Annotated in this window: 24 protein-coding genes and 1 pseudogene; 15 read left to right on the top strand and 10 right to left on the bottom strand. The window is 68.3% G+C overall.

Annotated features, from left to right (window positions below):
- Window positions 1–54: 54 nt before the first annotated feature.
- The 4 genes and pseudogenes from murD to ACTJI2_RS02635 form a co-directional block, all read right to left on the bottom strand.
- Window positions 55–1,458, bottom strand: coding sequence for a UDP-N-acetylmuramoyl-L-alanine--D-glutamate ligase (gene murD / locus ACTJI2_RS02650; protein ID WP_318288671.1), 1,404 nt, complete (start codon window positions 1,456–1,458; stop codon window positions 55–57).
- On the bottom strand, window positions 1,439–2,797 hold the full coding sequence (gene murL, locus ACTJI2_RS02645) for a UDP-N-acetyl-alpha-D-muramoyl-L-alanyl-L-glutamate epimerase (protein WP_440840997.1): 1,359 nt from the start codon (window positions 2,795–2,797) through the stop codon (window positions 1,439–1,441). Before murL ends, murD begins: the two co-directional genes overlap by 20 nt.
- Window positions 2,794–3,291: a hypothetical protein gene (locus tag ACTJI2_RS02640; RefSeq protein ID WP_440840996.1), complete on the bottom strand. Its 498-nt coding sequence runs from the start codon at window positions 3,289–3,291 to the stop codon at window positions 2,794–2,796. Before ACTJI2_RS02640 ends, murL begins: the two co-directional genes overlap by 4 nt.
- Window positions 3,275–5,898: pseudogene (locus ACTJI2_RS02635) on the bottom strand (bifunctional aspartate kinase/diaminopimelate decarboxylase). The gene ACTJI2_RS02640 and the pseudogene ACTJI2_RS02635 overlap by 17 nt, the downstream one beginning before the upstream one ends.
- A 106-nt stretch (window positions 5,899–6,004) precedes the next feature.
- Between ACTJI2_RS02635 and ACTJI2_RS02630 the strand changes: the two are divergent.
- Complete coding sequence (locus tag ACTJI2_RS02630; protein WP_318288668.1) at window positions 6,005–6,895, top strand: PhzF family phenazine biosynthesis protein; 891 nt, start codon at window positions 6,005–6,007, stop codon at window positions 6,893–6,895.
- A gap of 28 nt (window positions 6,896–6,923) precedes the next feature.
- Complete coding sequence (locus ACTJI2_RS02625; RefSeq protein WP_203322632.1) at window positions 6,924–7,805, top strand: PhzF family phenazine biosynthesis protein; 882 nt, start codon at window positions 6,924–6,926, stop codon at window positions 7,803–7,805.
- 93 nt (window positions 7,806–7,898) lie between these two features.
- Here the strand turns inward: ACTJI2_RS02625 and ACTJI2_RS02620 are convergent, their stop codons facing one another.
- From ACTJI2_RS02620 to ACTJI2_RS02605, 4 genes are all read right to left on the bottom strand, one after another.
- Entirely contained in the window at window positions 7,899–9,563 is a 1,665-nt protein-coding gene (locus ACTJI2_RS02620) for an amidohydrolase (RefSeq protein ID WP_440840994.1), read from the bottom strand.
- Between the two features lie 111 nt (window positions 9,564–9,674).
- Complete coding sequence (locus tag ACTJI2_RS02615) at window positions 9,675–10,349, bottom strand: glycine zipper 2TM domain-containing protein (protein ID WP_440840992.1); 675 nt, start codon at window positions 10,347–10,349, stop codon at window positions 9,675–9,677.
- A 67-nt stretch (window positions 10,350–10,416) separates the two neighbouring features.
- On the bottom strand, window positions 10,417–11,121 hold the full coding sequence (locus tag ACTJI2_RS02610; RefSeq protein WP_203322629.1) for an alpha/beta fold hydrolase: 705 nt from the start codon (window positions 11,119–11,121) through the stop codon (window positions 10,417–10,419).
- A complete protein-coding gene (locus ACTJI2_RS02605) occupies window positions 11,114–11,551 on the bottom strand; it encodes an OsmC family protein (RefSeq protein WP_181444101.1) in 438 nt (145 codons plus the stop codon). Before ACTJI2_RS02605 ends, ACTJI2_RS02610 begins: the two co-directional genes overlap by 8 nt.
- A gap of 204 nt (window positions 11,552–11,755) precedes the next feature.
- Here ACTJI2_RS02605 and fusA point away from each other — a divergent pair, with 204 nt between their 5' ends.
- The 7 genes from fusA to ACTJI2_RS02570 all read left to right on the top strand — a co-directional run bounded on the left by fusA (window position 11,756) and on the right by ACTJI2_RS02570 (window position 17,537).
- The gene (gene fusA / locus ACTJI2_RS02600) at window positions 11,756–13,816 is read left to right on the top strand and encodes an elongation factor G (protein WP_183643623.1); all 2,061 of its coding nucleotides are present in this window, start codon (window positions 11,756–11,758) and stop codon (window positions 13,814–13,816) included.
- A 254-nt stretch (window positions 13,817–14,070) separates the two neighbouring features.
- On the top strand, window positions 14,071–14,469 hold the full coding sequence (locus ACTJI2_RS02595) for an HU family DNA-binding protein (RefSeq protein WP_141453719.1): 399 nt from the start codon (window positions 14,071–14,073) through the stop codon (window positions 14,467–14,469).
- 200 nt (window positions 14,470–14,669) lie between these two features.
- Window positions 14,670–15,296: a tellurite resistance TerB family protein gene (locus ACTJI2_RS02590; RefSeq protein WP_440840989.1), complete on the top strand. Its 627-nt coding sequence runs from the start codon at window positions 14,670–14,672 to the stop codon at window positions 15,294–15,296.
- 1 nt (window position 15,297) lies between these two features.
- A complete protein-coding gene (locus ACTJI2_RS02585; protein ID WP_440840988.1) occupies window positions 15,298–15,876 on the top strand; it encodes a M23 family metallopeptidase in 579 nt (192 codons plus the stop codon).
- 97 nt (window positions 15,877–15,973) lie between these two features.
- Window positions 15,974–16,279: a DUF3861 domain-containing protein gene (locus tag ACTJI2_RS02580; RefSeq protein ID WP_183643632.1), complete on the top strand. Its 306-nt coding sequence runs from the start codon at window positions 15,974–15,976 to the stop codon at window positions 16,277–16,279.
- An 87-nt stretch (window positions 16,280–16,366) separates the two neighbouring features.
- Window positions 16,367–16,942, top strand: a complete 576-nt coding sequence (locus tag ACTJI2_RS02575) for a DUF1439 domain-containing protein (protein WP_203322626.1) — start codon at window positions 16,367–16,369, stop codon at window positions 16,940–16,942.
- Entirely contained in the window at window positions 16,932–17,537 is a 606-nt protein-coding gene (locus ACTJI2_RS02570) for a DUF1439 domain-containing protein (RefSeq protein ID WP_440840987.1), read from the top strand. The genes ACTJI2_RS02575 and ACTJI2_RS02570 overlap by 11 nt, the downstream gene beginning before the upstream one ends.
- Before the next feature lie 18 nt (window positions 17,538–17,555).
- Here ACTJI2_RS02570 and ACTJI2_RS02565 read toward each other — a convergent pair whose 3' ends face one another.
- Window positions 17,556–19,781, bottom strand: a complete 2,226-nt coding sequence (locus ACTJI2_RS02565; RefSeq protein ID WP_440840986.1) for a DUF5916 domain-containing protein — start codon at window positions 19,779–19,781, stop codon at window positions 17,556–17,558.
- A gap of 138 nt (window positions 19,782–19,919) precedes the next feature.
- The gene (locus ACTJI2_RS02560; RefSeq protein ID WP_183643644.1) at window positions 19,920–20,387 is read right to left on the bottom strand and encodes an SET domain-containing protein; all 468 of its coding nucleotides are present in this window, start codon (window positions 20,385–20,387) and stop codon (window positions 19,920–19,922) included.
- Window positions 20,388–20,610: 223 nt separating this feature from the next.
- Between ACTJI2_RS02560 and ACTJI2_RS02555 the strand changes: the two genes are divergently transcribed.
- The 6 genes from ACTJI2_RS02555 to ACTJI2_RS02530 all read left to right on the top strand — a co-directional run bounded on the left by ACTJI2_RS02555 (window position 20,611) and on the right by ACTJI2_RS02530 (window position 26,576).
- Window positions 20,611–21,201: a cytochrome C gene (locus tag ACTJI2_RS02555; RefSeq protein WP_440840985.1), complete on the top strand. Its 591-nt coding sequence runs from the start codon at window positions 20,611–20,613 to the stop codon at window positions 21,199–21,201.
- A 73-nt stretch (window positions 21,202–21,274) separates the two neighbouring features.
- The gene (locus ACTJI2_RS02550) at window positions 21,275–21,733 is read left to right on the top strand and encodes an SUF system Fe-S cluster assembly regulator (protein WP_183643652.1); all 459 of its coding nucleotides are present in this window, start codon (window positions 21,275–21,277) and stop codon (window positions 21,731–21,733) included.
- A gap of 16 nt (window positions 21,734–21,749) precedes the next feature.
- Window positions 21,750–23,189 carry a Fe-S cluster assembly protein SufB gene (sufB, locus tag ACTJI2_RS02545; RefSeq protein ID WP_192197395.1) on the top strand — a complete coding sequence of 480 codons (1,440 nt, stop codon included), beginning with the start codon at window positions 21,750–21,752 and terminating at the stop codon, window positions 23,187–23,189.
- A gap of 110 nt (window positions 23,190–23,299) precedes the next feature.
- Window positions 23,300–24,067 carry a Fe-S cluster assembly ATPase SufC gene (gene sufC / locus ACTJI2_RS02540; protein WP_141453729.1) on the top strand — a complete coding sequence of 256 codons (768 nt, stop codon included), beginning with the start codon at window positions 23,300–23,302 and terminating at the stop codon, window positions 24,065–24,067.
- Entirely contained in the window at window positions 24,064–25,326 is a 1,263-nt protein-coding gene (gene sufD / locus ACTJI2_RS02535; protein ID WP_440840983.1) for a Fe-S cluster assembly protein SufD, read from the top strand. The genes sufC and sufD overlap by 4 nt, the downstream gene beginning before the upstream one ends.
- Entirely contained in the window at window positions 25,323–26,576 is a 1,254-nt protein-coding gene (locus tag ACTJI2_RS02530; protein ID WP_192197393.1) for a cysteine desulfurase, read from the top strand. The genes sufD and ACTJI2_RS02530 overlap by 4 nt, the downstream gene beginning before the upstream one ends.
- Window positions 26,577–26,613 lie beyond the last annotated feature (37 nt).

Genomic DNA, 26,613 nt, shown 5'->3' with positions numbered 1-26,613 from the left:
CGGAGTGTACGCCGGTCCGGGCGCCGCGAGTGTGCAGTGGCGGACCTGTTGTACTCAGGCGATGCCGATGCCGGGAATCGCCGAAATCAGCGCCGGGTCGAACCCCGCCAGCTCGGCGAAATGACGCCCGCGCGCCACGTAGTCGCGATACGGACCGTAGCTGGGGGCGCCCGGCGACAGCAGGATGACGCCGGGCGCGGACAGATGCGCGCGTGCCTGCGCCATCGCATCCGGCAGGCTTTCCGCCGCCAGCAGAACGAAGCGGCCCGCCGCCGCGAGCGGCGCCAGCAACGCGTGGATGCGTGGCCCGTTGGCACCCATGGTGACGATCACCCGTGGCGCGTCGTGCTCCATGCGGGCGGCGAATCCTTCCCACTCCAGGCCGCGATCATGGCCACCGACCAACAGCGCGATCGGCTTGCCGGCGAAGCATTCCAGCGCCGCCAGGCTCGCGTGCGGCGTGGTGCTGATCGAGTCGTTGACATAGGTGTAGCCATCCCGTTCGCCCAGGGTCTGCAGGCGATTGGGCAACGGCCGGAAATCCCGCGCCGCCGCGGCGACCCCGGCGCCATCGATGCCCACCGCTTCCAGCGCGGTCAGCACCGCGCACAGGTTGCTGCGGTTGTGCCGGCCGGGCACCGGCACCGAGGTGGTATCCATCACCCGCTGCTCGCCGCGGTACAGATCGTCGCCGCGCAGGTGCCAGCCCCGCGGCGTGTTGAACCAGTGGATCTCGCTGTGCGGCAGCGACAACGTGGCCAGTTGCGGATCGGTCGCGTTGAGCACAGCCACGCGCGGATGCGCGCGGGTCACCAGGGCCAGCTTGTCCTCGACATAGCGCGCCTGGCTACCATGCCAGTCCAGATGCTCCGGAAACAGGTTCAGCACCACCGCCACGTCCGGGCGCGCGCCGCTGGCGGCGACATCGCCGGTCTGGTAGCTGGACAGTTCGATGGCCCAGTACTCCGGCGCCGGCCGCGGTTCCAGCACTTCCAGCAGCGGCAAGCCGATGTTGCCGGCCAGCGCGGTGCGATGTCCGGCCGCGCGCAACAGGTGGGCCAGCAATGACGTGGTGGTGCTCTTGCCCTTGGTGCCGGTCACACAGAGGGTATGCGCGGCGACACCGTCGGCGCCGGCATGTTCGGCGAACCACAGCGCGGTGCCGCCGATGAAGCGGGTACCTCGCGCGGCGGCGGCGAGTGCCTCGGGCTTGTTGGGGCTGATGCCCGGCGACTTCACCACGATCTCGAAGGCGGACAGCGCGTCCGCATCGATCGTGGTGACGATGCGCAGTTGCCCGTCGCCGAGCGCGGCGGCGTCATCGGCCTCGCCCGTGCCGCAGAACAGCGTCAGTGGCAGCGCGGGCAGTCGCGCGCGAATCGCGTCATGCGCGGCGCGGCCTTCCCGGCCCCAGCCCCACAACGCGACCCGGCGTCCCTCAAGCTGCGAAATTCGCACGCAGTCGCTCCCACAGCGCGGCGGGGATGCGGTGTTCGCCCCCCACTTCCAGCAGCGGCGCGATCGCCAGTTCGGCCGGATCCAGCTGCGGCCGGATTTCGCGGTTGAAACGCGCCACCAGCGCGTCCTCGCGCCATTCCGGGCGTTCGCCCAGCGCGGCCATCGCCGCGCGCGATTCCTGGCCTTCGCCGACGCATTCGAACGGCTTGTGGTCCTGGTATTCCAGCAGCGCGTCGAAGCCGCCGATCTGGCCCGGGTCATCCAGCAGGTTGCGGCCGAAGATGCCGACCAGGCGCGGCTTGGGCATGAACGGTGCCAGCGCCAGGAACACGAAGTGGCACTTCGGGCAGACGCCGCACCAGCGGTTCACCGGGCGCTCGCCGAGGATGTGGAAGTTGCGGTTGCAACTGGAGAAATGCGCGTCGTAATGATCGGTGCGGGCGAACTGCCGCGCCACCGCCAGTTCGGACAGCGGCCGCAACAGCGAGTAGTAGTGCAGGTCCGCGGCCACGTGCCGCTGCACGTAGTCGCCCAGCAACTGCTCGCAGCGCCAGCCCTTGGACCACTGGTGGTTCACTTCGCCGGTGCCGGGGATGACGCTGCCGTAGCTGGCCGAGCGCTCATTGGAGAACACCACCTGGTCGGCGTCCTGCAGCAGCGCCGCCAGCACCATGATCGCCGAATTGATCGCGGTGACCGGGATATGGCCGTTCCAGGCGCCCTGCCGGTTGTACTCGAACAGTTCCGGCGCCAGCGCGCGCCCCAGGTTGAAGGTCGGCAGACCGGTGCGCGCCGCGCAGGCGGCGATCAGCTGCGAACCACCCACCCAGGTGACGGTCTGCCCGACGCCCGCGCCGCGCAACGCCTCGATGCTGACCAGCGAATCCTTGCCGCCGCCGATCGCGACCAGCGCGTGCCGGCGCAGGCCCAGCGCCGGTGCGGGCGCATCCGGCTCGGTCTTGCCGATCGGAAAGCGCACCCGACCATGCAGGTCCAGGCCGTTGCGGTAGGCGAACTCGCCCAGCCCATTGACGTAGATCTCTTCCATCATCGCCGCGGTATCGGCGTCGATGGCGTAGTCGTCGATGCGGATTTCCGGCGGCACCGCGGCCTTGTAGTAACTCACGCCGGTCAGCAGGTGCAGCAGCCGCAGCGCCTGCTGCGCGGCCTGCGCCCGTTGCGTGTCCAACGTGAAGGGGGCGCCGGGGAAAGTGACGGTCTCGATCAGTTCGGGACCGTCGTCGAAAGCGTAGACCAGGCGCGCGACGCCGGTTTCCGGATCGAGGGAACAGCGGACGAACCGGAAACAGCGGATGGAGGAACGATCGAAATTGCTCATGCGGAACCTGTGGTGACGGCCGCCTGCCGGCGCAGGTAACGGCGGCTGACGAAGTATTCGAGGATGAAAGCGGGCACCGCGCCCAGCACGATGGCGAACACGGTGAACAGCAGCATGGTCAGCGGCAGCCAGGACAGGCTGTCTTCCACCGGTGCCGGGCTGGCCGCCCAGAGCTGGTCGCCGGCGGATACGGCGGCGACCCACGCACCCAGCAAAAGCGGGAACGCCAGATAGGACAACAGCAGCGTGCGCAGGGTCATGCCCCCAGCCGACCAGCGCCGCTGGCGCGCCAGTGCGCGGCGATGCCAGGCCGTGGTGCCCAACGCCCCCAGCAACGCGGCGAAGAACGCCGCTGGCGCCCATTTCAGCGCCTCCAGTGCTCCGGCCGGCCATTGCGAGACATTCCACTGGTGAAGCATCGCCACGAAGGCGATGATCGCCAGCGCCAGCGCGATGACCGCCGTGGTCAGCACGAACTCAGCGCGCGGTTTCATCGCCCACGGCCTCGTCAAGCACTTCCTCCGCCGGCAGATCGCGGAGGTTGTAGGTGTTGGCCATCGAGAAGCCGTAGGCGCCGGCATCGGCGAACACCAGCACGTCGCCCTCGGCGGTCGCCGCCGGCAGGCGCCGGCGCTTGCCGAACACGTCGCTGGATTCGCAGATCGGGCCGACCACGTCGAAGCTGTCCTCCAGCGTGTCGCCCAGCCGGCTCAGATTGGCCACGTCGTGCCAGGCGTCGTACAGCGCCGGGCGGATCAGCGCGTTCATGCCTGCGTCCGCGCCAACCCTGCGGATGCCCTGCTTCTCCACCACCTGGGTGACATGGGTCAGCAGCGCCCCCGATTCGGCCACCAGGTAGCGGCCCGGTTCGATGATCAGCTGATAGGCGGGATACGCGGCCTTGATTTCGGCCAGCCCGGTCGCCCAGGACTCCAGATCGAAGGGCTCGTCCTCGGCCGCGTAAGGAATCGGCAATCCGCCGCCGATGTCGATGCTTTCGATGGTGCCGATCTGATCGGCCAGCCCGCCCAGCTCGTCGCTGACCTGCTTCCAGTGCAACGGCGTCTCCACTCCGCTGCCCAGGTGCGCATGCAGGCCGACGATGCGGATGTCGAGCGCGCGCGCGGCGGCGAGGAACTCGTCCAGGCGCGCCAGCGGCAAGCCGAACTTGGAGGTCTTGCCGCCCGTCTTGACCTTGTCGTGATGGCCATCGCCACGTCCCAGATCAATGCGCACCCACAGCTTGCGACCACGGAACACCTCGGGCCAGTTCCGCAGCGCCTCGACGTTGTCGAGGGTGACGATGACGCCGCGCGACAGCGCGAATTCGTACTCTCCCCGCGGCGCGAAGCTGGGGGTGAACAGCACGTTCTGCGGCGCCAGCGAAGGCACTTCCGCGAACACGCGCTCCAGTTCGCCCTGCGACACGCATTCCAGGCCGAAGCCCTCGCCGGCGATCGCGCGCAGTACGGCCGGATGCGAGTTGGCCTTGATCGCATAGAAGCGGCGATCGATGGCGGCGATGCCGGCCAGCGCGCGNCCCGCACGGTCGGCAGGTGGTAGACGTAGCGCGGGGTGCCGACGCCGGCGAGCGACAGCAGGCGTTCGCGTTCCTTCGGCGCCTGCCACCACGGCATGCCGCGGCGGCGGATCGCGCCGTTGATCTCGCGCCAGCTCGGACCGAACACACTGGTCTCGTCGGTCGGCATCGCGCCGCTGTCGATCAGCGCCGCGTGCAGCACCGGCAACATGCCGTCGGCGGTGGCCTCGTCGATGACGAAGGTCAGGTTGAGGTCGTTGGACGACTGCGAAATCAGGTGCACGCGTTCGCGGCCGAACATCGCCCACACATCCGACAGCTTGTGCAGCAGCGAGCGCATGCCGCGGCCGACCAGGGTGATCGCGGTGCACGGCGCGATCACCTTGACCCGGCACACTTCGGCCAGATCCGCCGACAGCGCCGCCAGCACGTCGGTGCTGACCAGGTTCTCGCTGGGATCCAGCGACACGGTGACGTTGGTTTCCGACGAACCGATCAGGTCCACCGACAGGCCATGCTTCTTGAAGCGCGCGAACACGTCGGCCAGGAAGCCGACCTGCTGCCACATGCCGATGCCTTCCATCGACACCAGCACGATGCCGTTGCGCCGGCTCACCGCCTTCACGCCGGGAACCGTCGCGGCCTTGTCGTCGATGCTGGTACCCGGCAGATCCGGACGCTCGGTATCCAGGATCGCCATCGGCACGCCGGCGTTGCGGCACGGCTTGATCGAGCGCGGATGCAGGACCTTGGCGCCGGTGGTGGCGATTTCCTGCGCTTCGTAATAATCCAGCCGGGTCAGCAGGCGCGCATCCGGCACTTCGCGCGGGTTGGCGCTGAACATGCCGGGCACGTCGGTCCAGATTTCCACCCGGCGCGCGCCCAGCAGCGCGCCGAAGTAGGCCGCCGAGGTATCCGAGCCGCCGCGGCCCAGGATCGCGGTGCCGCCATCGCCGTGACGGGCGATGAAGCCCTGGGTCAGCAGCATCGCGCAGTCCTGGGCGGCAAAGGCGCGCCGCCAGTCCTGGTCCGGCGCGGTCGCGCAGGACACCGACAGGCGCTGCGCCCACGCGCTCTGGTTGGGCAGGATGCTGGCCTGCAACCAGTGGCGTGCGTCCATCCAGCCGAAGTCCAGTCCCTGCGATTTCAGGTAGGCCGCGCCCAGCGTGGAGGACAGCAATTCGCCCTGCGCCATCACCTCGGCCTGCCAGTCGAGGCTGCGGGCCGCGACGCGCGAATCGGCCAGCAAATCGCGCAACGCCGCCAGCCGGGTACCGAGCACCGCGTCGGCGTCCAGTTCCAGTTCGACGGCGAATTCGCGGTGGCGCTGCTCCAGTTTCGCGACACGCTCGGCGCTGTCGGCCGCGCCATCGGCAATCGCGGTCAGCTCGTTGGTGACGCCGGACAGCGCCGACACCACCACCAGCACGCGCGCGCCCTGCTCGTCCGCCCGTTTTTTCGCCAGCCGGCCAATCGTGTCCCAACGATGACGACGGGACACCGAAGTGCCACCGAACTTGAGGACGATCCAGGGATCAGGCGCGATAGGGGCGGAGGGCATGGATAGAATGGCGGGGAAATGCCCGAAACATTCGGGCGTGAACCCTCGATTCTAGCCGAACGCCCCGCCGAATTTGGCCCGGACCGGCACCGAAGGACAGCGACCCATGCGCCCTCGCCGCTACCTGCAGCTCGACGTCTTCGCCGACCGCCCCGGCGCCGGCAATCCGCTGGGGGTGGTGCTGGACGCGGCCGATCTGGACACCGCGGCCATGCAGGCGTTCGCGGCCTGGACCCGGCTGTCCGAAACCATCTTCTTCCTGCCGCCGACCTCGGCCGAGGCCGACTACCGCATCCGCATCTTCACCCCGCGCCGGGAACTGCCGTTCGCCGGCCATCCCAGCATCGGCGCGGCCTGGGCGGCGCTGGAGACCGGGCTGGCGCCGGAAACCGGTGCGCTGGTGCAGGAATGCGAGGCCGGCCTGCTGCCGGTGTCGGTGGAAGGCCGTGGCGCCGACCGGCTGGTGCGGTTGCGTGCGCCGGCGGCGCGTCCGCAGCCGGTATCCGCACCGGCGCGCAACCTGCTTGCCGCGGTGCTCGCGCCGCTCCCGCTCGGCCCGCTGCCCGCCGCGCTCTGGAACAACGGTCCGGCATGGTGGCTGGTGGAACTGGAGGATGCCGCCGCGGTCCGCGCGCTGGTGCCCGACCTTTCCGCCATCGACGCACTGAGCCGGGCCAGCGGCGCGATCGGCCTGGCAGTGTTCGGCCAGGCTGCGACGAATCAGGCCCCAATGGATCAGAAGCACGCGCTCGCCGTGCGTGCGTTCTGTCCGGCCGACGACATACCGGAGGATCCGGTGACCGGCAGCGCGAACGCCGCCATCGGCGCGTTGCTGCACGCCGCGGGCCGCTTTCCGGGCCTGCACGGCCGCTACATCGCCAGCCAGGGCCGCGAACTGGGACGCGACGGGCGGGTCACGGTGGAGCTCGACGCCACCGGCGACATCTGGATCGGCGGGCAGGTGCAGGCGGTCATCGCCGGCAGCGCGACTTGGTAAGCTGCGCGCCCCCACCGAGATTCCCCCGATGACCCTTCGCCGCTACGTCCAACTGGACGTTTTCGCCGACCGCCCCGGCGCCGGCAATCCGCTCGCCGTGGTCCTGGACGCCGAGGGCCTGGACGACGACGCCATGCAGGCGATCGCCCGCTGGACCCGCCTGCCGGAAACCACCTTCGTGTTTCCCGCCCCGTCGGCGGAAGCCAGCTACGGCCTGCGCATCTTCAGTCCGCGCCGCGAGGTGCCGTTCGCCGGCCACCCCAGCGTGGGTACCGCACACGTGGTGCTGGAAGCGGGCCTGGCGGAGCCGCGCGAGGGCGTGCTGGTGCAGGAAGGCATCGCTGGCCGCCTGCCGCTGCGGGTGGATGGCGAGGGCCACGGGCGCAGCATCGCCGTGCGCACTCCGCGCGCCAGCGTGCTGAAAACCGGCGAACCGGCCAACGATCCGTTATTGCAGGCGGCGCTCGCCAGTTTGCCCGCCGGTGCCTTGCCTCCCGCGCTGGTCGACGGCGGCCGCCGCTGGTGGCTGGCCGAGGTTCGCGACGAACAGACGCTGCGCACGGCCGCGCCCGACTGGAACGCGATCGCCACGCTGGCCAAGGCCACCGACAGCATGGGCGTGTGCGCCTACGCGCGCGCCGACGCAGGCCAGGACTACGACCTGGTGGTGCGCGCCTTCGTCGGCGCGCCGGCGGTGTTCGAGGACGCCGCGTCCGGCGCCGCCAATGCGACCCTGGCCGCCTGGCTGGCCGAACGTGGCGCGCTGCCCGCCGGACGCACCCGCTATACCGTCAGCCAGGGCCGCGAGGTCGGCCACGATGCCCGCCTGCAGCTGCACGTGGACGAGCATGGCGACGTCTGGTCCGGCGGTCACGTCCGCACGGTGGTCAGCGGCACGCTGGACTGGTGATCGGAGCCCCCTGCACCGCATCGTTCCGGCAAACGGGATGAGTCCGGCAAAGTAAAGACGGCAGCACGCGCCACTCGCGTGCTGCCGCCGGTTTCAGCGCGCCTCGTAAACCGGTTTGCCGTCCACCCAGGTGGAACGGATATGCAACTCGTCCAGCTGCGCGGCCGGCACCGCCAGCGGATCCTCGTCGAGGATCACGAAATCCGCGCGCAACCCCGGCGCCAATTGGCCCACTTCCTTCTCGTCGCGTCCCGCCCAGGCGGCATCGGCGGTGAACCCACGCACCGCCTCGGCGGCGCTGAGCCGCTGATCCGGCTGCCATCCACCGGGCGGCTGGCCGTCGCGATCCTGGCGGGTCACCGCCGCATACAGGCCCAGCCGCGGATCCACCGATTCCACCGGGAAATCCGAACCCAGCGCGAGCCGCGCGCCGCTATGCAGGAATCGCTGCCAGGCGTAGGCGCCGAGGATGCGCTGCGGGCCGACCCGGTCCTCCGCCCAGGGCATGTCGGAGGTCGCATGGGTCGGCTGCATCGAGGCGATCACGCCCAGCCTGGCGAACCGCGGGATGTCCTCCGGCGCGACGATCTGCGAGTGTTCGATGCGCCAGCGGTGATCCGAGCCGGCGCCATCTCCCAGCACCTTCTGGTAGGTGTCCAGCACGATCCGGTTGCCGCGATCGCCGATCGCGTGGGTCGCCACCTGCACGTCGCATCCGCGCGCCTTGCGCACCGCGGTTTCGTAGCTCGCGGGATCGGTGACCAGCAGGCCGCGATTGCCGTGATCATCGCTGTATTCCTCCAGCATGGCCGCGCCCCGGCTGCCCAGCGCACCGTCGATGTACAGCTTCACTCCACGCATTTCCAGACGTCCGCCGGAGTGGCGGTAGAGTCCGTTGGCGCACAGATCCGCCAGCGCGTTTCCGTCACCGTCGGCATAGGCGTCCACCCTCAGCGGGAGGCGGCCCTGATCGGCGAAGCGCTTGAACAGGGCCAGATCCTCGCGCGACACGCCCATGTCGTGCACGCCAGTCAGGCCATGCCGCACCGCCGCATCGAACGCCTTGGCGGCCGCCTGCTCGCGGGTCGCGTCATCGGCGGGAGGAATCACCGCGTACACCAGTCCCATCGCGCCATCGACGAATACGCCGTCCGGCTTGCCGCCGGCGCGCTCGATGCGGCCGCCATCCGGTTGCCAATCCCCTTCCAGCGACCTGGCGGATTTCGCCGCCACCGCGCGCAATGCCGCCGAATTCGCCCAGCCGGCATGCCCGTCCACGCGTTCCAGCCAAACCGGGCGATCCGGGAACGCGGCATCCAGATCCGCGGCGGTCGGGAACCGCTTCTCGGGCCAGTCGTTCTGATCCCAGCCACCGCCCAGCAACCAGGCGTCCTTCGGCAATTGCGACGCGTAGGCGCGCAGGCGTTCCACGATTTCCTGCTTGCTGCGGGTACCGGTCAGGTCCGCGCGCATGAGCGCGAAGCCCAGCCCCATCAGGTGGCCATGCGCATCGATGAGTCCCGGAATCACCGTCTTGCCGGCGGCCTCGACGCGCTCGGCCTGTGGATACTTCGCGCGCAGTTCCGCCGCATCACCCAACGCCAGCAACCGCCCCGCCGAATCCCAGGCCATGGCCTGGACCTCCGGCCGCCGCGGATCGGAGGTATGGATGCGATCGGCGGTCAGCACGGTGACCTCCGCCGCCAGTCCCGCTCCGGACATCGCACCCAACACCATCGCCAGCAAGCATCTGCGCATTCCCCGCTCCCGTGTGTTTGAACCCGGGCGACTATGCGTTCGATGGCCGGTGCGTTCAAGCGCCGGAAAACGGAAAGGGCCCCGCGGGGCCCCTTCGCGTGATGCGCCGGCTTACTCCGGCCGCACGTCCACCCTGACCCGGATCCGATCACCGGGGTGGTAGCTGGTGCGGGTGTGATAAGTGCGATTGGCGTATTCGTAAGTCACGTCGTAACCGGTGACCCGGCCATCGCCGCTGTAGCCGCCGTTGTAACCACCATTGACCGGCTCGGGATCGCAGACCCGGACCGTGCCGCGCCGTGCCTGGCGGTTGCGCTGGGTGTTGTCGTAGATCGAACGCCCGGCCATCCCGCCGACCATCGAGCCCACTGCGGTACCCACGTAGCGGCCGCTGCCGTCGCCGATCTTGCTGCCGAGCACGGCACCGGCGATGCCGCCGATCACGGTGGCCACGGTGCGGCCGGTGTCGGTGCCGCGGTAGCGATCGTCGCCATAGCGGTCATCGCGATAACGATCATCGTCGCCGTAGTAACCATCGTTCCGGTAGCCGCCGTCGTCATAGACATACTGGTCGTCCGCGTCGCGGTAATAGCAACGCTGCGAGGTGCTGACGGTGCGGCCGCCGTAGCGATCGCCTTCGATGATCGGATCCACCCGGACGACCCTGGCGTAGTCATACTCGGCGGTGGAATAGCGATCCCCGTAGCCGCCGGAATAGGACTGCGCCGAGGCGGTGCCGGAAGCCAGCAGGCCGAACGCCAGCAGGGATGTGGAAAGGCGGTTCATGTGGAGCTCCCCACGCCGGGATGGCGTGCGCGCATCGTCGATTCGGACGGGTGAAAACAGACTGAACTCAAACGGTCGCGGCGGCGGCGTTTAGCCATTCGACAGCTTGCCGCGCGGCCCGCGGCGCGTCCCGGCCCATCAGCGGCGCCAGATGGTCGCCGGCCAGTTCGACGAACGCGCCGCCGGCCTGCCCGGCCAATCGCCGTACCGCCTGCGCGGGAACGTCCCCGTCCCGCCGCGAGGCCATGAACAGCGCCGGGCAGTCCGGCATCGGAATCTCGATGCCGGACTGGGCCGCGCGCAGCACCGCGCCGGATTCGTCGCGCCAGCGTCGCAGCGCGTACAGGATCGAGGCGGGATCGGATTCGGGCATCGCCCGACGCGTGGAAGCCAGCCGCGCGTGCCGCCGCCAGGCCACACGCGCGGGCCATTCGCGGGCCGGCAACGCCGTGTGCAACGGTGCCGGCGGCAACGGATTGATCGCGACAAGCGCGTCGGCCTCCGCCGCCGCCTGCAACGCGAGCAGGCCGCCCATGCTCGCCCCGACCAGCACGCGCGGGCGCGGCAATGCCGCCAGCCATGCCGCGGCCTGCCGTCGATAGTCTTCCCATTCCGTCGCCTCGAGTCCGGCATCCGCCGGCTGCAGATCCGGCGCGTTCACGGCGATGCCCTGCGCGCGCCAGATGCCGCTCCAGAGGTTCCATTCCCAGCCACCGCCGCCCGCGCCGTGCAGGAACAACGCGCTCCAGGCCGACGCGCCCCGCTCAGGCAAGCAGGGTCGCTTCCATCGACACCGGCACCGCCAGCGCGCGCGAGATCAGGCAACCCGCCTTGGCCTGGTTCGCGATGTCATCGAACTGGGCGCCGCTGATGCCGGGTACGCGGGCCGACACGATCAGCTTGATGCCGGTGATGGTCGGTCCCGGATCCATGCCCGGCTCCATCGTCGCCTCGGCGCGGGTCTGGATGATCTCCGGGGTGAATCCGGCCTTCCCCAGCACCGCCGACAGCGCCATGCTGAAACAGCCCGCGTGCGCCGCCGCCAGGAGTTCTTCCGGATTGGTGCCCTTCTCGTCGCCGAAGCGGGTCTTGAACGAATAGTTCTGGGCGTCGAAAAGCCCGCTCTGCGGCGTGCTGATGTTGCCCTTGCCGGCCTGCAGGTCGCCCTTCCACACCGCGTCCGCGTAACGTTTCAAAGCCATGGCTGTCGCTCCTCGTCCAGGGGGAGCCCGGAGCTTACACCCGCGCGCGTGTAGCGCCGGTTGCGCGTTGCGACTTGACCCCGCCGCCGGTGCGTCCGATGCTGGCTCCCCGCCATGACCGCCCGCCGAGCGCACGCTCACGGGTCGCGCCGGCCCGGACAGCCATGACGGCCCTTCGACCCAACTCCCGGGAGGAACGGCCTCATGTCGTACAGCACACCCCAAATCCGCAACGTGGCCCTGGCAGGCCACCCTGGCGCCGGCAAAACAACGCTTTTCGAAGCCCTGCTGCATGCCGGCGGCACCCTCCAGACGGCAGGCACCATCGAGCGCGGCACCACCGTGTCCGATCACGATCCCATCGAAAAGGCCCGCGGCCACTCCATCGACACCGCCATCGCCAGCACCGACCATCTCGCGGCCTCCGGCGAACGCATCCATCTCAACCTGATCGACACGCCCGGCTATCCGGAATTCCGCGGCCCGGCGCTGTCGGCGCTGTCGGCGGTGGAAACCGCGCTGATCGTCGTCGATGCCGACACCGGCGTGGCCCACGGCACCCGCCGCCTGATGGAACGCGCCCGCCAGCGCAATCTGTGCCGGGCCATCGTGGTGAACAAGATCGACCACGAAGGCGCCGACTGCGCGCGCGTGCTGGCCGATTTGCGCGAATCCTTCGGCCCGGAAGTGCTGCCGCTCAATCTGCCGGCCGACGCCGGCCAAAAGGTGGTGGACTGCTTTGGCCATGCCCAGGGCGATTCCGATCTGGGTCCGGTGGCCGACTGGCACCAGAAGATCATCGACCAGGTGGTGGAGATCAACGAAACCGTGATGGAACACTTCCTGGATGCCGGCGAAGGCGGTCTGTCCGGCGCGGAACTGCACGACGCGTTCGAGCAGTGCCTGCGCGAGGGGCATCTGGTGCCGGTCTGCTTCGTGTCCGCGCGCACCGGGGTCGGCGTGCCCGAACTGCTGGATGTGGCCGAGCGCCTGTTCCCGCATCCGGGCGAGGGCAATCCGCCGCCGTTCCAGCGCACCAACGGCGCCGGCACCGAAGCGGTGCGGGCGCAGCCGGATCCGCAGGCGCATGTCATCGCCGACGTGTTCAAGATCGTCAACGATCCCTTCGTCGGCAAGCTGGGCATCTTCCGGGTCTACCAGGGCACGGTGAAGAAAGAGGGCTCGCTGTTCGTCGACGACGGCAAGAAGGCGTTCAAGGTCGCGCACCTGTTCAAGCTCAAGGGCAAGGACCACGCCGAAATCGACCAGGCCGTTCCCGGCGACATCGCCGCCGTTCCCAAGATCGAGGAACTGCATTTCGACGCCGTGCTCCACGACAGCCACGACGAGGACCACATCCACCTGGCGCCGGTGGATTTCCCCCGGCCGATGTTCGGCCTGGCCATCGAAGCGGCCAGCAAGGGCCAGGAGCAGAAACTGTCCACCGCCCTGCAGAAGCTGGCCGAGGAGGATCCGGCCTTCGTGGTCGAGCATTCGGCCGAGCTCAACGAGACGGTCATCCGCGGCCTGTCGGATCTGCATCTGCGGGTGATGCTGGAGCGGCTCAAGGATCGCCATGGCGTCGAGGTGAAGACCCGGCCGCCGCGCATCGCCTACCGCGAAACCATTTCCGCGAAGGCGGATGGCCACTACCGGCACAAGAAGCAGACCGGTGGCGCCGGCCAGTTCGGCGAGGTGTCTCTGCGGGTTGAACCGCTGGCGCGCGGCCAGGGCTTCGAGTTCGTGGACGAGGTCAAGGGCGGCACCATCCCCGGCCAGTTCATGCCCGCGGTGGAAAAGGGCGTGCGCCAGGTGCTCGCCAGCGGCGCCGTGGCCGGCTATCCCCTGCAGGACCTGCGCGTGGTGATCCTGGATGGCAAGCACCATCCGGTGGACAGCAAGGAGGTCGCGTTCGTCGCCGCCGGCAAGAAGGCCTTCCTGGATGCCATCGGCAAGGCGCGTCCGCAGGTGCTGGAGCCGGTGGTGGACCTGGAGGTCGCCGCGCCGGAAGCCCAGGTCGGCGACATCACCGGCGGGCTTTCCAGCAAGCGCGCGCGGATCAATGGCACCGATACGGTGCGCGGGGAAATCGTCGTACGGGCGCAGGTGCCGCTCTCCGAACTGGACGGCTACGCAGCGGAACTGAAATCGGTGACCGCCGGCAGGGGTCGCTACAACCTGGATTTCAGCCACTACGAACCGGTGCCGGCCAACGTCCAGCAGAAGCTGGCCGAGGCCTACAAGCCCAAACCCGAGGACGACTGAGTGCCGCAGCGGGGCGGATCGCCAACGACGATCCGCCCGCCCGTCCACCCGCATCCGCACCGCCACCGCCACGTTCGTTGGCTGTTTCCAGGGCGGATTCCACGCTTCCCATCGCGCCATCCGCCGGAAACCGCAAAAAAAAGCGGTGAATTTGCACTTTGCTACTTGTGCGACGCGTTTTCTTTGTCCTACATTGCGCCTGCCGACGCGGTCGGCCCGATTACCCACCTACAGACTGTAAAAACAGGACACTTATGGCAAAGAGCACCAAGAAGGCAGCGCCGAAAAAGGCCGCCAAGAAAGCCGCACCGAAGGCCGCTGCCAAGCCGGCAGCCCCGAAGCCGATCAAGGAAGCGCTGAGCAAGTCCGGCCTGGTCGCCCACATCGCTGAAGCCACCGCCGTGGCTGCGAAGGACGTGCGCGCCGTGCTGGCTTCGCTGGAAAGCGCCGTGCACGCCTCCATCAGCAAGAAGGGCGCTGGCTCCTTCACCCTGCCGGGCCTGCTGAAGATCAGCGCCATCAACGTGCCGGCCAAGCCGAAGCGCAAGGGCATCAACCCGTTCACCAAGGAAGAGCAGTGGTTCGCCGCCAAGCCCGCCTCGGTGAAGGTGAAGGTCCGTCCGCTCAAGAAGCTGAAGGACGCCGCGGCCTGATCCAGGCGCGACACCCGCATCGAAAACGGGACGGCCCAGCCGTCCCGTTTTTTTTTGCCCGGTGGCGTCCCATTGTCGCCACCCCCATGCGATGGGCTGACGCCGGCTCCGCCCTGCCATCGGTCATGCTTGCGCCGCGCGCCGATCATCCCCATTGCAGGGGAGTCATTCCCTTTCCGCACAACCGAGGATCGACCCGCATGAAGATTCAAGGCTTCCTGGAGCAGTTGCTCAAATCCCAGACCGGCGGCAGCCTGCTCAATGCCGACTTCGGCAAGGGCGCGGTGGCCGGCGGCGCGTTGGGCCTGCTGCTCGGCAAGAACCGCAAGACCCGCAAGCTGGCCACCTATGGCGGCCTGGCCGCGATCGGCGTGATGGCCTACCAGGCCTACCGCGACCACCAGCAGCAGACCGCGGCCACCGCCACCGAACCACGCACCGTCGATCGCCTGCCGCCGCCGCAGGCCGAGCAGCACAGCCAGGCCATCCTGCGGGCGCTGATTGCCGCCGCCAAGGCCGACGGCCACGTCGATGATCGCGAGCGCGCCGTGATCGAAGGCGAGTTCCGCCGTATCGGCGACGATGCCGACCTGCAACGCTGGCTGCAGGCGGAACTGCAGAAGCCGCTGGATCCGGCCGAGGTCGCGCAGGCCGGCGAGACCCCGGAAGTGGCGTCGGAGATGTACCTGGCCAGCCTGATGGTGGTCGACGAACAGAACTTCATGGAACGCGCCTACCTGGACGAACTGGCGCGGCAACTGAAGCTGGATGCCGACCTGAAGACCCGCCTGGAGCGCCAACTGACGGAACAGGCCGCACGCGCCTGACATGCACATGCCGCCCTCGCCCCACCGCCATCGCGCGCGTCGCGTCCTGGTCGTGCTGGCGGTGGCGGCACTGCTGGCCTGGCTGGCGGCGTGGTCATGGCGGCAACCCTTCCTGTTGCCGCTGCGCACCCTGTGGGAACTGTCGCGCCTGCCCGCGTCCACCTCGTTGCCGGTGCCGGTGCATGGCGTGTCCGCGCGCGACATCGCGGCCACGTTTGGCGCTCCGCGCGGCAACGATCGCCAGCATGCCGGCGTGGACATCTTCGCGCGCCGCGGAACGCCGGTGCTCAGCAGCACCCGCGGCGTGATCACTACCATCCGCGACGGCGGCCTGGGCGGTCGCCAGGTCTGGGTGCTGGGGCCGGGAATGGAACGCTACTACTACGCCCACCTGGACGACTGGGCCCCCGGCCTGGCCAGCGGCGACGTGGTGGCGGCCGGGACGCCGCTGGGCACGGTGGGCACCACCGGCAACGCGAAGGGCACGCCACCACACCTGCATTTCGGCATCTATGCCCGCGACGGCGCACGGGATCCGCTGCCCAGGCTGCGCGCCGGCGCGGTATCGGGACGACGCTGAATCCGCGGCCCGGCGGAACACTCCATCGCGGCGGCGGGCCTCGTGCCGGCACCGGGGCGCGCCTATCTTGCCCCTGTCTCCCCGCGGTGCCCCTTCCATGGCCAATCGTCCCCAACGCTATCGCATCACCGTCACGCCCGTGGAGGCGGACGGGCTGCCCTGCACCAGCCGGTGCACCATTGAATTCGAGCATCACTGCCACGACGACTGGATGCGGGTGCTGGAGAACGTGCAGCGGCTCCGCGGCTTCACCGGCGACGAGCGCACCGCGCTGGTGATCGGCGCCAAGCTGCTCGGTGGCCTGATGGCCGACCACCGCAACGATCAGGACGATCTGTTCGCTTCCCTGCGGCCGCATGTCGAGGTGTTCCTGCAGGACCTGAAGCAGCGCGCGCCCGGTTGACTGAAGATTGCCGCCACCGGTTAGCCGGCGGACAGAATCCCCGCGTTATCGTGCGATGACTCCCTTTTTCATGGATCCCGGCAACGCATGACTCCACGCTTCCGCCCGCTGGCGTCGACCGCCCTGCTCGGCCTGCTGTTGCTGCTGGCCGGCTGCGGCACCATGAACGCCGTCACCGGTTTCTTCGGCGATCAGATCAGCTTCACCGAACCCCAGTTGCAAAAACGGCTCGACCGCAGCTTCCCGCGCGAGTTCGACAAGCTCGGCGGACTGGTGTCGGCCACGCTGAGCCATCCCCGCCTGTCGCTGGCCGGTGGCGACGATCGCCTGCGGCTGGATTTCGACATCGGCGTCAGCGCGATTGGCGCGGGCGACGTCGCCCGCGGGCGCTTCGCCGTCGCCAGCCGCCTGCGTTACGACCCGGCCACCCAGGGCCTGCATCTGGACAACCCGGAACTGCTGAGCGTGGATCTGCCCGGCTCCGGCAGCGTCATGAAGGGCGGCACGCGCGAACTCATCAACGCGGTACTGGCCGAATACGCGCGCCAGGAACCGATATACCGCATCGACAGCGACGTGCTGGATCGCTTGCCGCGCGGCAAGCACATCGGTGCGACCCTCATCGAAAACGGAAAAATCGTGGTGAAACTGGATGGAAACTGATACCCGCACCCTGCGCCGACTGCGGCGCTCCCGTCGCCTGCTGGCCGCCGCGCTCGCCGCCAGCACGGCCGCACTGCCCTTCCCCGCGTGGCTCGCGCATGCCGAACCGGCCGCCGCCGTCGCGGCGGACAGCCTGACCCTCACGCCCGCGCAGTTGCAAAGCGCGGCCGAACCGGCATTTCCACGCAAGGAGACCTGGCTGGGCGGACTGGCGCGCCTGACCCTCAGCCGGCCGGTGATCGCCATTCCGGCCGGCGGGGATCGCATCCAGATGGATCTCGACTACGACGCCTCACTGGCCGGCAGCGGCAACCGGCAGGGACGCTTCCGGGTCGCCAGCGGACTGCGCTATGACCCGGCCACCCAGGGCCTGCACCTGGAGCGCCCGGAACTGCTGGATCTGCAGGCGGATGGCCAAGGCAAGCCGATGGACGCGCAGACCCGCGAGATGATCAACGGCCTGCTGGAACAATACGCGCAGGACGAACCGATTTATCGGCTCGACGCCGAGGCGCTGGCGCAAATCCCCGGCACCCTCTCGTCCGACGCCATCCGCATCCAGGACGGGCAGGTCCACCTGCGTCTGGGCCAGTGAACGCGACCGGCCAAAAGGTCACAGCTCGAAGCGATAGCTCAGCTTGACCAGCAGTTGTTCGTCGTCGCGCAACCCGAACGCATCGCCCAGCAACGCGCCTGCGCTATCCCCGAAGCGGTTGTTCTCGCGTCCGCCACGGCCGTAGACGACATACAGGTAGGACAGCGGCGCCAGCTCGTAGCGATAGCGGATCTGGAAACCCAGATTGCTCAGGCTGAAATCGTTGATCTCGTCGTCGCTGCGCAGCGCATCGCCGCCGGCCATCACCCGGTAGGCCTGGCGGGCACGGGCGTCGAGCGCGATCGACTGCAGCTTGACGCGCAGTTCCTGGCGGTCGCTGATGGTCCAGTTGAGGCCGGCATTCACATGCCACTCGCGCCCCTCGAAGCTGCCGATCAGGTTGTCGTACTGCCAGACCAGCCAGTCCGGGGTGCGATCGGCATAGAAGCCGCCGTACAGGCTGAAGGCGTCGTTGATGAAATAGGTGGCCTGGTATTCGAAGGCGTAGCCGATCTCGTCGTTGCCGGCGAGGCCGCCGCTGACCAGATCCGCATAGACGTCGTGCGCCCAGTGTCCCTTGCGCGGACGTTCGTACTCGTAGTGCGCATTGAAGCGGGCCGGCACGTTCACCGAACCATGGCCGCGGGTCAGCAGGTCCTCGACGCCCGAGGTGTTGATATTGATCTGGGCGTACTCGCTGGCACCGTTGCGCAGTTGTCCCTGCCGGCTCATCCGGAACTGGTTGTTCAACCGCTCGCCGTGGTTGTTGTAGACCGAACTGACCCGCCAGCGCCATTCCTTCGATGAGTAACGCGAGCTTTCGGGCTGGTCGGCGAAGCGCCGCTTCACCTCCCAGTGCAGGTAGTTCATGCTGTTGCGCGACAGGTAGCCGGCGTCGTTGATCTGCAGGTCGTTGCCGAAATGCATGGCGATCCACTGCTGGCGCCAGCCATGATCCATCTCGTAGTCGGCCCAGACCGTGGCGCCCAGATCGCGGGTGGTGTCGCCATGCTCGTCGATCTGGCTGCCGAACACGCGCGTGCGCACGTTCCAGCGCGCGGTCGGACGCCAGTTGTGGTCGATGCCGAACACGGTCGCCTCGCGATCGAAGTACGGGCGATCCACGCGGGTCATCATCATGCCCAGGTTCTGGTCCTTGAAATCCCGCACCAGCCGCAGCGCGTAGAACGAGCGCCCCACCTCGTCCGCCTCGTCGGCGGCAAACACGCCGTACTTGGTCTGCCCGAACGAGCCGTTTAGCTTGACCGCGGCGGTGATGTCGCCCGCGCCACGCCCATCGTCGGCCGGCCCGCCGACCCGGCGGGTATACAGCAACTGGCTGAAATCCGACGGCGTGGTGTATTCGAACAGGCCCTGGTTCTCGGTGAAGAACGGCCGCTTGTCGCTGATGAAGGTTTCGGTGGCGCTGAAGTTGACGACCAGGTCATCGCTTTCCACCTGGCCGAAATCAGGATTCAGCGTGGCGGTCATCTGGAACTGGCCGTTCGGCTTCCAGAACAGATCCACGCCGCCATCGAAATCGCTGTCGCCGCGGATGTTGTCGTACAGGCCCGACGCGTACGGCGTGACCGCCAGCAGCGACTGGCTGTATCGCGGCACCTCGACAGGCGTGAACTCGGACAGGAACCGTGACCGCTCGAAGCTCGCCACCGGCCAGGCCACGCGTTCCCCGGTGGAGCCGACCACGCGATCCAGATAGATCTTCATCCGGCGGACATCGCCCTCGCCACCGCGCATCGGTGCGATGTACCAGGGAATCAGCATTTCCGCCGACCAGCCGTCGGCATCCTCGCTGACCGCGTGCTTCCAGTTGCCGTCCCAGTCGTCGTTGAAATCGGACTCGTTGGTGATCACCGCGTCGGCGACGCCATCGGTCGAGGAAATGGTGAAGTTGTAGCCGGTGCGGCCGTCACCGTCGAAATCGATCATCAGGTTGACCCGGTCCACCTGGTCCTCGAAATCCCGCTGCACGCGCTGGCGGGTACGACTGGCGGCCGGCTGGATATTGCGGAAGCCGATGGCAAGCCCATCGGGCGTGGCCAGCACCCACGCCTCGGTCGGGTGGGTCGCCGGCGTGCCGGTCAGCGGCTGCACCTTGCGGAAATCGGTGATGTGCCGCGCGCCCTGCCATTCGGCCGGATCGATGCGGCCGTCCACGTCGATGGCCAGGGCCGGCGCGGACAACGCCATCAGGATGGAGAGACTCAGGATTGCCGCGCGCATGTCGGGAATTCCGTTGGGCTCGTGCCCGTTGGACGCCACCCTAGCGTTCCGGTGACCGGTCACCGACTGGCGTAGGTCATGTCAACCATTTGGCCGCCGCCTGCATCCCGTCACAGGCGGCACCCGGTGTAGCGGCGATTACGATTTGGGTTGCAGCATCGTGCCCGTGCACTTCTTGCTGCCGCACCGGCAGGCCCAGACCTTCTTCAGGCGGGCGGTGTGCGGCTCGTCCAGGACGATGCCGTAGTTGTAGGTCAGTTCCTCGCCGGGCTTGATGTCACGGATGGCCTCGATGAACACCTTGTCCTTCTTGCGGTTCTTGCCGTCGTGTTCCTCGATGACCGCTTCGCAGTTGGGATCGCAGCTGTGGTTGATCCAGCGCGCCTTGTTGCCCTTGTGGTTGGCGTCGATGACGTATTCGTCGTTGAGGGTGAACAGGAAGGTGTGGCCGGATTCCACGTCGCCGCTGTCGTCCTCGTCCACTTCCTCGTGGGTGCGCCGCTTGCCCTTGTACTCGACGACGCGTTCGCCCTTCTCGAGGGGCGCGATGGCGAATACGCCATTGCCATGGATGTCGGACTTGCGGGCTTCAATCTTGCGGGGCATGCGGGTTCCGGTGGAGGGCGGGAAGGAGGATTCTCGCTCAGACCGCCGGGGATCCCAAGCATCCGCGATTCCGGCGAATCCCCGCCAACCGCAAACCGGGGCCGGCACGTCCATGGCCGGCGCATGAATCCCGCGCGCACCGCTTGTCCGGTCGCCCCGGAACCGCGCGTTAAACCGCCTGCTTCCCAACCACCCTTCTCCGCAACCACCACGAGCCGCCGCCATGCCCAACCCCGTTTCCTCGCCAGGACTGCGGTCCTGCCTGCTGTCATCGATCGTGCTGCTCGGAGGCTGCCAGGCGCAGGCCGGCAAGCCGGGAACCTCCCCCGCCGCGCTCCCGCACGTGGCGGACGCGGCCGCTGACGTCATGGCGCGTGGCGAATACCTGGTCCGGATCGGCGGGTGCAACGATTGCCATACGGTGGGCTACGCCGAGCGCCAGGGCGAGGTGCCGACCGCGCAGTGGCTGACCGGCTCGCCGCTGGGCTACCACGGCCCGTGGGGCACGACCTACGCCAGCAACCTGCGCCTGCGCATGCAGGAGATGAGCGAAGCCCAGTGGTTGGCCTACAGCGGCAACCTGCGTACCCGGCCGATCATGCCGGACTTCACCCTGCGGGCCATGAGCGAAGCCGACCGCCGCGCGATCTACCGGTTCGTGCACTCGTTGGGCCCGGCCGGAGAAACCGCGCCGGCCTACCTGCCGCCCGGCCAGACCCCGCCCGCTCCCTACTTCTCCCTGGTCCTGCCGGAAGCCCCGGCCCAGGGCGCTCCGGCCGCGCCAGCCACCGCCACGGCCCCGGCGCGAAACTGAACAAGTTCACGCTTGGCGGGGCGCCGGGTTAAAGCGTACAATTTCGGTACGTTTTTAATTCCCCCGTCCCGCCATGCTCCGCGTCACCAAGCTCACCGACTACGCCACCGTGGTGCTGACCGTGCTCGCCGCACGGCCGGGCGAGGTGCTGAGCGCCACCGATCTGGCCGATCACTCCGGGCTGGAATCGCCCACCGTCAGCAAGGTCCTCAAGCCGCTGGCCCAGGCCGGCCTGGTCGAGGGCCTGCGCGGCGTGCATGGCGGCTACCGGCTGAGCCGGGCCGCCGCCGACATCAGCCTGATCGAGATCGTCGAGGCCATGGAAGGGCCGCTGGCGATGACCGAATGCAGCCAGGCCGACAGCCACTGCGGGATCGCGCACCAGTGCGGCGCCCGCGCCAACTGGCGCCTGATCAACGACGTGGTCGCCGACGCCCTGCGCGGCGTGACCCTGGCGCAGATGCTCCACCCTCCCGCTTCCCCCGACGACGTCCGCCGGCGCCCGATCGCCGTGCGCGTCGCCAGCAGTTGAGTACACAGGCAGCCCAATGGCCACCGAGAACGCAGAAATCCTGGAACAGCTGGGACGTCGCTATGACGCCGGCTTCATCACCGACATCGAATCCGATTCGCTGCCGCCCGGCCTCAACGAGGACGTGGTGCGGGCGCTGTCCGCCAAGAAGGACGAACCGGAGTGGATGACCGAATGGCGGCTGGCCGCCTACCGCCACTGGCTGACCATGCCGGTGCCGCACTGGGCCAAGCTGAAGATCGCCCCCATCGACTTCCAGGCCATCAGCTATTACAGCGCGCCCAAGGCCAAGTACAAGTCGCTGGACGAGGTGCCGCAGGAACTGCTCGACACCTATGACAAGCTGGGCGTGCCGCTGCACGAGCGCGCCAAGCTGGCCGGCGTCGCGGTCGACGCGGTGTTCGACTCGGTCTCGGTGGGCACCACCTTCCGCAAGGAACTGGCCGAGAAGGGCATCATCTTCTGCTCGATGAGCGAGGCCATCCGCGAGCACCCCGAACTGGTCCGCCAGTACCTGGGCAGCGTGGTGCCGACCGGCGACAACTACTTCGCCGCGCTGAACTCGGCGGTGTTCTCCGACGGCAGCTTCGTGTTCATCCCCAGGGGCGTGCGCTGCCCGATGGAGCTGAGCACCTACTTCCGCATCAACGCCGGCCACACGGGCCAGTTCGAACGCACCCTGATCATCGCCGAGGACAAGAGCTACGTGTCCTACCTGGAAGGCTGCACGGCGCCGATGCGCGACGAGAACCAGCTGCATGCGGCGGTGGTCGAGCTGGTGGCGCTGGAAGACGCCGAGATCAAGTACAGCACGGTGCAGAACTGGTACCCGGGCGACGAGGAAGGCCGCGGCGGCATCTACAACTTCGTGACCAAGCGCGGCGAATGCCGCGGTGCGCGCAGCAAGATTTCCTGGACCCAGGTGGAGACCGGCTCGGCCATCACCTGGAAGTACCCGTCCTGCGTGCTGCTGGGCGACGACTCGGTCGGCGAATTCCACTCGGTGGCGCTGACCCATCACCGCCAGCAGGCCGACACCGGCACCAAGATGATCCACATCGGCAGGAACACCAAGTCGAAGATCATCAGCAAGGGCATCAGCGCCGGCCGCGGCCAGAACACCTACCGCGGCCTGGTCAAGGTGGACCGCAACGCCGCCAACGCACGCAACTACACCCAGTGCGACAGCCTGCTGATCGGCAAGCAGTGCGGCGCCCACACCTTCCCCTACATCGAGGTGAAGAATCCGAGCGCCACCCTGGAGCACGAGGCCACCACCTCCAAGATCTCCGACGACCAGCTGTTCTACTGTCGCGCCCGCGGCATCAGCGAGGAGGACGCGGTGTCGATGATCGTCGACGGCTTCTGCAAGCAGGTCTTCCGCGAGCTGCCGATGGAGTTCGCGGTGGAAGCCAAGAAGCTGCTGGAAGTGTCGCTGGAAGGCAGCGTCGGCTGACGCTTTCTTCCCGGGATTCGGGATTGGAGATTGGGGGTTCGCAAGAGCGAAACCCGCTCCCCCGCTTCCCTCCTGCATTCAACGAATCCCTATTTCGAATCCCCAATCCCATGCTCAAGATCGAAAACCTCCACGCCAGCGTCGCCGGCAAGGAAATCCTCAAGGGCCTGTCCCTGGAAGTGAAGCCCGGCCAGGTCCACGCCATCATGGGCCCCAACGGCGCCGGCAAGTCCACGCTGGGCAACATCCTGGCCGGCCGCGAGGGCTATGAGGTCACCGCCGGTTCGGTCGAATTCGACGGCAAGGCGCTGCTGGAGCTGGAGCCGGAAGAACGCGCCGCCGCCGGCGTGTTCCTGGCCTTCCAGTACCCGGTCGAAATCCCGGGCGTGAACAACACCTACTTCCTGCGCGCGGCGCTCAACGCCCAGCGCAAGGCGCGCGGCGAGGACGAACTGGATTCCATGCAGTTCCTCAAGCTGGTGCGCGAGAAGCTGGCCGTGCTGCACTTGCGCGACGACCTGCTGCACCGGGGCGTCAACGAGGGTTTCTCCGGCGGCGAGAAGAAGCGCAACGAGATCTTCCAGTTGGCCGTGCTGGAACCCCGGCTGGCGATCCTCGACGAGACCGACAGCGGCCTGGACATCGATGCGCTGAAGAACGTCGCCGACGGCGTCAACGCACTGCGTTCACCGGATCGCGCCTTCCTGGTCATCACCCACTACCAGCGCCTGCTCGATTACATCAAGCCGGACGTGGTGCACGTGCTGGCCGATGGCCGCATCGTCGAAACCGGCGGTCCGGAACTGGCGCTGGAACTGGAGCAGCACGGCTACGCCTGGATCAAGGATCGGGTGGCCCCCGAAAAGGTCGCCGGATGAGCGCCCTGCTGGATTCCCTCGCCACCGGCTTCAGCGGCGACGCCGCGCGCCGCGCGGTGCTGGACGAGGCGCTGCGCGACGGCCTGCCCGGTCCGCGCGCCGAGGCGTGGAAGTACACCTCGCTGCGCCAGCTCGAACGCCGCAGCTTCGCCCCAGTCGAAGCCCTGCCCGCGCTGGATCCGATGCTGCTGGCCGACATCCCGGGCCCGCGCGCGGTGTTCGTCAATGGACGCTATTCGGTCGCGCTTTCGCTGACCAGCGACTTGCCGGAAGGCGTCAGCCTGCAGCTGTTGTCCGAGGCGCTGGCCGAGGGCGGCGAATCCGCCCGCTTCCTGCAACGCCGTTTCGAACGGAGCGATGAAGTGTTCGCCCGCCTCAACGCGGCCCTCGCCAATGAAGGCGTGCTGCTGCGGGTAGCCGAGTCCGTCGAAGTCGAGGCGCCGCTGCACCTGGTGTTCATCGGCGCGCCCGACGACACCGACCATGCCTGGCATCTGCGCAATCTCGTCGAACTGCGCGCGGGTGCCTCGCTCAAGGTGTTCGAACATCATTTCGGCACCGGCTCGCACGCCCATCTGGCCAACACGCTGGTCCATGTCCATGTCGGGCGCGGTGCGCGCCTGGCCCACGCGCGCGTGCAGGAAGACGGCGATCGAGCCACCCACCTGTTGCGCACGGATGCCGTGCTGGCCAGCGATGCCGAATACCGCCGCATCGATCTGGAACTGGGCGCGGCGCTGTCGCGGCACGAGTTCAACGTGCGGCTGGAAGGCGATCGGGCCCGCCTGATTGCCAACGGCGTGCTGCTCGCCGACGGCCGCCGCCACCTGGATACCCGGCTGGGCATCGACCACATCGCCCGCGACACCACCTGCGAACTGACTTGGCGCGGACTGGGCGCCGGGCGCGGCCGCGCGGTGTTCCATGGCGGCATCTTGATCCGCGAGGGTGCCGACGGTACCGACGCGGCGCTGTCGAACAAGAACCTGCTGCTGTCCGACAACGCCGAGATCGACACCCAGCCGGTGCTGGAAATCCATGCCGACGAAGTGAAGGCCGCGCACGGCGCGACCGTCGGCCGACTGGACGCCAACGCGCTGTTCTACCTGCGTTCGCGCGGCCTTCCGGAAACGGAAGCGCAGCAGTTGCTGACCGCCGCGTTCTGCCGCGAGCCGATGTCCATCATCACCAACCCGGCGGTGCGTGAGCAGTTGTCGCAGCGCATCGACCAGGCCCTGGCCGGGCTGGGTGCGCCGTGAACGCCGGTCCCGCGCCACATCGCGATCCGGCCGGCACGCCCGACTGGGCGCGCGTGCGCGCCGACTTCCCGCTGCTGGAGCGCCAGGTCCACGGCAAGCCGCTGATCTATTTCGACAGCGCCAACACCGGCCAGAAACCGGCATCGGTAATCGCCGCCACGGACGCGTTCTACCGCCGCCACAACGCCAACGTCAGCCGCGCGGTGCACACGCTCGGCACCGAGGCCACCGACGCTTACGAAGGCGCGCGCCGCAAGCTGGCCCGCTTCCTCAACGTGCGCGCCGACGAACTGGTGCTGTGCAGCGGCACCACCTTCGCGATCAACCTGGTCGCCTACTCCTGGGCGCTGCCGCGCCTGGGCAAGGGCGATGTCATCCTGGTTTCGCGGATGGAGCATCACGCCAACATCGTGCCGTGGCAGCTGGTCGCCCAACGCACCGGCGCCACCCTTCGCGTGGCCGAGATTCTTCCGGACGGTTCGCTGGACCTGCCCGGCCTGTACGCGGCGATGACGCCGGATGTGAAGCTGCTGGCGATTACCCACGTGTCCAACGTGCTGGGCACGGTCAATCCGGTCCGCGAGATCTGCCGGGAAGCGCGCAAGCACGGCATCGTCACGATGGTGGACGGTTCGCAGGCCACGCCGCACCGCCCGGTGGACGTGGCCGCGATCGGCTGCGATTTCTATGCCCTGACCGGCCACAAGATGTGCGGGCCCACCGGCACCGGCGCGCTGTGGGCCCGGCGCGAGCATCTGCAGGCCATGCCGCCCTTCATCGGTGGCGGCGAGATGATCAAGGAGGTCAGCTTCGACGGCACTGTGTTCAACGACCCGCCGCACAAGTTCGAGGCCGGCACGCCCAACATCGCCGGTTTCATCGGCCTGGGCGCGGCGGTGGACTACCTCGAGTCGGTCGGCATGGCCAACATCGAGGCGCGCGAAACCGAACTGCTGGCCCACGCGACCGAAGAGCTGCGCAAGATCGACGGCCTGCGCATCTTCGGCACCGCGCCGGAGAAAGCCGCGGTCATCTCCTTCCTGGTCGAAGGCGCCCATGCGCACGATCTGGCGACCCTGCTGGACCTGGAAGGCGTGGCGATCCGTTCCGGCCAGCACTGCGCGCATCCGCTGCTGCAGTTCTTCGGGGTCGCCGCGACCTGCCGGGCCTCGCTGGCCTTCTACAACACCCACGCCGAAATCGAAGCCTTCGCCGCCGCGCTGAAGAAAGCCCGCAGCCTGCTGGCCTGATTGCGGCGCGCATCCCCCTGCAGGAGCGACGTCAGTC

The organism is Pseudoxanthomonas sp. 22568, assembly GCF_052044485.1.
Taxonomy (GTDB): Bacteria; Pseudomonadota; Gammaproteobacteria; order Xanthomonadales; family Xanthomonadaceae; genus Pseudoxanthomonas_A; species Pseudoxanthomonas_A beigongshangi.
This window is presented reverse-complemented; position numbering and strand designations above follow the sequence as displayed.